Consider the following 3778-nt stretch of genomic DNA (forward strand, 5'->3'; position numbering starts at 1 on the left):
GTGGACGGATTACCTTGCCGTGTCTATGACGGGATCAGCGTTGAGGGTGCAGCGGGTCGTGATGCCTTCGGGCACGGAGTCGGCGACCGTTCTGGCCGACGGCCTGGTACTGGTTCCGGCGGACCGGTTCCTGGCGCATCTGACCGCGATCGATCGCTCCCCGAACACCGTCCGCGCCTATGCCCACGATCTGCGGGACTACTTCGACTTCCTGCACTGCCGTGGCCTGCAGTGGGATCGAGTTGTGCTGGAGGATCTGGGCCGGTTCGTGACGTGGCTGCGGTTGCCGGTCGAGGCCCGCGATGGACGGGTGGCGATGCTGCCCTGGGTGGAGGCGAATCTCGCCGCGGCGACGGTGAATCGGAAGTTGTCGGCGTTGGCGTCGTTCTACGAGTTCCATCAGCGGCACGGTGTCGCGCTCGGCGAGTTGCTGACGCGGTGGCGGCCGGGCCGCCGCGGCGGGTCGTGGCAGCCGTTCCTGGCGCACCTGGGCGCACGGCCGGAGCGGCACCGGGCGATCTCGCTGCGGGCAGAGCGGCGGCCGCCACGGGAGCTGAGTCAGGCGGAGATGACGACGCTGATCGACTCCTGCGACCGGTTGCGGGACAGGTTCCTGCTGAGCCTGCTGAAGGGCACGGGATTGCGGATCGGTGAGGCACTCGGGTTGCGGCACGAGGATCTCGACGCCCGCCGCCGGTTGGTCGCGGTCCGGCCCCGGACGAACGTGAACCGAGCGCGGGCAAAGACGTGGTCACGGGAAGTTCCCGCCGACGCCGACCTGTTCCGCCTCTACAGCGACTACCTGCACGAGGAGTATGGGCTGTTGGACTGCGACTACGTGTTCGTCAACCTCTGGGGAAAACCGGTCGGCGAGCCGATGAGCTACGCCACTGTCGACCGCCTGGTGCGCCGGTTGCGGGACCGCACCGCGATCACGTTCTCGCCCCACCTGTTCCGCCACAGCTACGCCACCGGGTTGCTGCGTCGCGGGGTCGCCGCCGAGATCGTGCAGCATTTGCTCGGTCACGCCAGCATCAGCACCACCGTCGACACCTACTCCCATCTGGGCGTCGAGGACGCTCGTCGCGCCCTGGCCGCGGCCGGGTTCCTCGACGAGCCAGCGGCGACGGGGCCGACCGCATGAGGCAGCTGCACCCGATTCCGAACAGCGACAACGACTCCGGCACCGACCTGGCGGCCCGGCTGCGGCCGCAGTTCGCGCAGCCGGTGATCGTGGTCGACCCCGATGACCCGGTGATTGGCGGACCCCGGTGCCTGGTGCCGGTCTGCGAGCGGCTCGTGGTGATCTTCGGTAAGTGCTCGGCGCATCATCAGCGCTGGATCGACGAGGGCCGTCCCGACGACCTTGAGGCCTGGGCCAAGGCGGCGCCGGCGAACCGGCGCTGGCTACAGCAACCACCGAAATGCGCGATCACGACATGTCGTCGCAGCCGCCGCGAGCACGGCCTCTGCCACTCCCACGCGCATCGCTGGCACCAGCAGGGCCGCGTCGATCTGACGCGGTGGATCGCCGATGGCGGCGGCCGGCCGCTGCCGGCCGGGGCCGACTGCCGATTCCCCGGCTGCGGTCTGGAGGCCGAGGGCGACGCGGGATTGTGTGTCCATCACCGGAATCGGTGGATCCGCGCCCACCGGCCGCCGATCGAGTCCTGGCTGCTCGGTTGCGCGACGTTCGGGCGGGACCGGTTCGATCTGCGCCGGTTGCCGATGCCGATGCGGCTGGAGATCGCCTACGCGATCCAATGCCGCGTCGACGAGCGCCGCACGATCACCAGGCCGCACTCGATCCGGCGACTGCTGCGAGCCCTGCCGGGCGGCGGCGTCACCTCGCTGCTGGACCGCAGCCCCGATTCCTGGATCACCTATCTCGGGTTCTCCAGCGAGCGCGGCCATATCGAGCGCCGGTTCCTGCTGGACGCGATCGGCTATCTGCGTGACCTTGTCGAGGGTGTGGGCTGGGACGCGGAGTTCCCGCGCGATGTCTGGCTGCTGCGCAGGCTCGGGTTCCCCGGACGCGACACCCGGTTCCGGTTCACCGGGATCGAGCCGATCTGGCTGCGGCAGTTGACCAAACGGTGGGCCCGCTGGCGGCTCTCGACCGGGATCGCGGTCGCGACCGTCGGCGCTGACATCCGCGCGATCACCCTGTTCGCGCAGTCGTTTCCGGCTCTGCAGCGTGGGCCCGAGGCGTTGACCCGGGAGCTGGTCGAGGTCCATCTGGCGCACCTGGTCGAACGGTTTCCCAACCCGAAGAGCCGGACCGGTCAGCTCAGCAGCCTCGCCGGTCTACTGCGCTCGGCCCGTCAGCACGGCTGGGAATCTCGCCTGTCTGCTCAGGTCGACCTGTTCCCCGAGGACTACCCGCGCCTGGTCAAGGGGCCACCACGGGCGTTGTCGGAAGCGGTGATGGTCCAGCTTGAGCACCTCGACAACCTCGTCCGCTTCGCCGACTCCCGTGGTCGTCTGCTGGCGCGGATCCTGATGAGCACCGGGCTGCGCGTCGGTGACGGAGCTCGCCTGCGGCTGGACTGCGTTGTCCGCGACGGTCAGGGCGCGCCCTATCTGCGCTACACCAACCACAAGATGCGCCGCGATGCGTTCGTCCCCATCGACACCGATCTGGCCGAGGCCATCACCAACCAGCAGAAGGCCGTTCTCGACGAGTTCGAAGACCCGGCGTTCCTGCTGCCGCGGCCAACTCGCAACCCCGAGGGCAAGGTGGCATTCAGCACCGGAACCTTCCGGGGAGAACTGCGGGAGTGGTTGCGTGTCTGCGATGTCCGCGACGAGCTCGGCCGTGAGGTCCATGTGACGCCGCACCAGTGGCGCCACACCTTCGGCACCCGTCTGATCAACAACGAGGTCCCGCAGGAGACCGTCCGCCGACTGCTCGACCACGACTCGCACGCGATGACCTCCCATTACGCGCGGCTGTCGGACAAGACCATCCGGGAGCAGTGGGAACGCGCCCGCAAGGTCAACATCGCCGGTGAGCGGCTGGCCACCGACACCGGTCCGCTGGCCGACGCGGTCTGGATGAAGAACAACCTCGCCAGGGCGAAGATGGCGCTACCCAACGGTTACTGCGCCTTGCCGCTGCAGCAGAAGTGCGAGTTCGCCAACGCCTGTTTGACCTGTCCGGTCTTCGTCACGACGCCTGAGTTCCTGCCCCAGCATCGTCGTCAGCTTGAGCAGACCCAGGCTCTGATCAGCCAAGCCGACACCAACGGCCATCAGCGTCTGGCCGAGATGAACCGGACCGTCGAGAAGAACCTGCTGACCATCATCGACAGCCTGACTACATCGGGCGGCTGCAGCGGCGGCGGAAAGTCCTGCGCCTGCAACGGAAAGGACGGTTCCGATGCCTGCTGACCATACGCACCATCTCGCCGAGCACGCCCGCCAGCGCCACGATCAAACTCTGCGACGCGCCCAGCAGACGCTTACCGAGCTGACCGACGCCGGAGAACACGTGACCGTCGCACGGCTCGCCAACCAGGCCGGCGTCTCGCGGTCGTGGATCTACACCCAACCCGCACTGCTCGACCGGATCCAGCAGCTCCAGCAGCACCGCTCCAGCGCCGACTTCGTCCGCAACACCGTCACCCAGGCCACCGACGACTCGCTACGTCAACGTCTGGCCCTGGCGCACGAGCGAATCAACCAGCTTCGCACCGAGAACCAGCAACTCCGCGACGCGCTCGCCCACGCCCACGGCCAACTCCGCACAGCCCGCCTCAACACCGATGATCACTAG

At 68.2% G+C, this 3778-nt stretch carries 3 protein-coding genes; all 3 read left to right on the forward strand.

The genetic code is table 11. The features are described 5' to 3' along the window. The first annotated feature begins 61 nt into the window (after positions 1 to 61). The 3 genes from FCN18_RS38850 to FCN18_RS38860 are packed head-to-tail and all read left to right on the forward strand — an operon-like array spanning position 62 to position 3778. Positions 62 to 1144, forward strand: a complete 1083-nt coding sequence (locus FCN18_RS38850) for a site-specific integrase (RefSeq protein ID WP_206078107.1) — start codon at positions 62 to 64, stop codon at positions 1142 to 1144. After that, positions 1141 to 3393, forward strand: coding sequence for a tyrosine-type recombinase/integrase (locus FCN18_RS38855; protein ID WP_072029025.1), 2253 nt, complete (start codon positions 1141 to 1143; stop codon positions 3391 to 3393). The genes FCN18_RS38850 and FCN18_RS38855 overlap by 4 nt, the downstream gene beginning before the upstream one ends. Beyond that, entirely contained in the window at positions 3383 to 3778 is a 396-nt protein-coding gene (locus FCN18_RS38860) for a DUF6262 family protein (protein WP_072029026.1), read from the forward strand. The genes FCN18_RS38855 and FCN18_RS38860 overlap by 11 nt, the downstream gene beginning before the upstream one ends.

The organism is Prauserella endophytica, from assembly GCF_005146945.1.
Taxonomy (GTDB): Bacteria; Actinomycetota; Actinomycetes; order Mycobacteriales; family Pseudonocardiaceae; genus Prauserella_A; species Prauserella_A endophytica.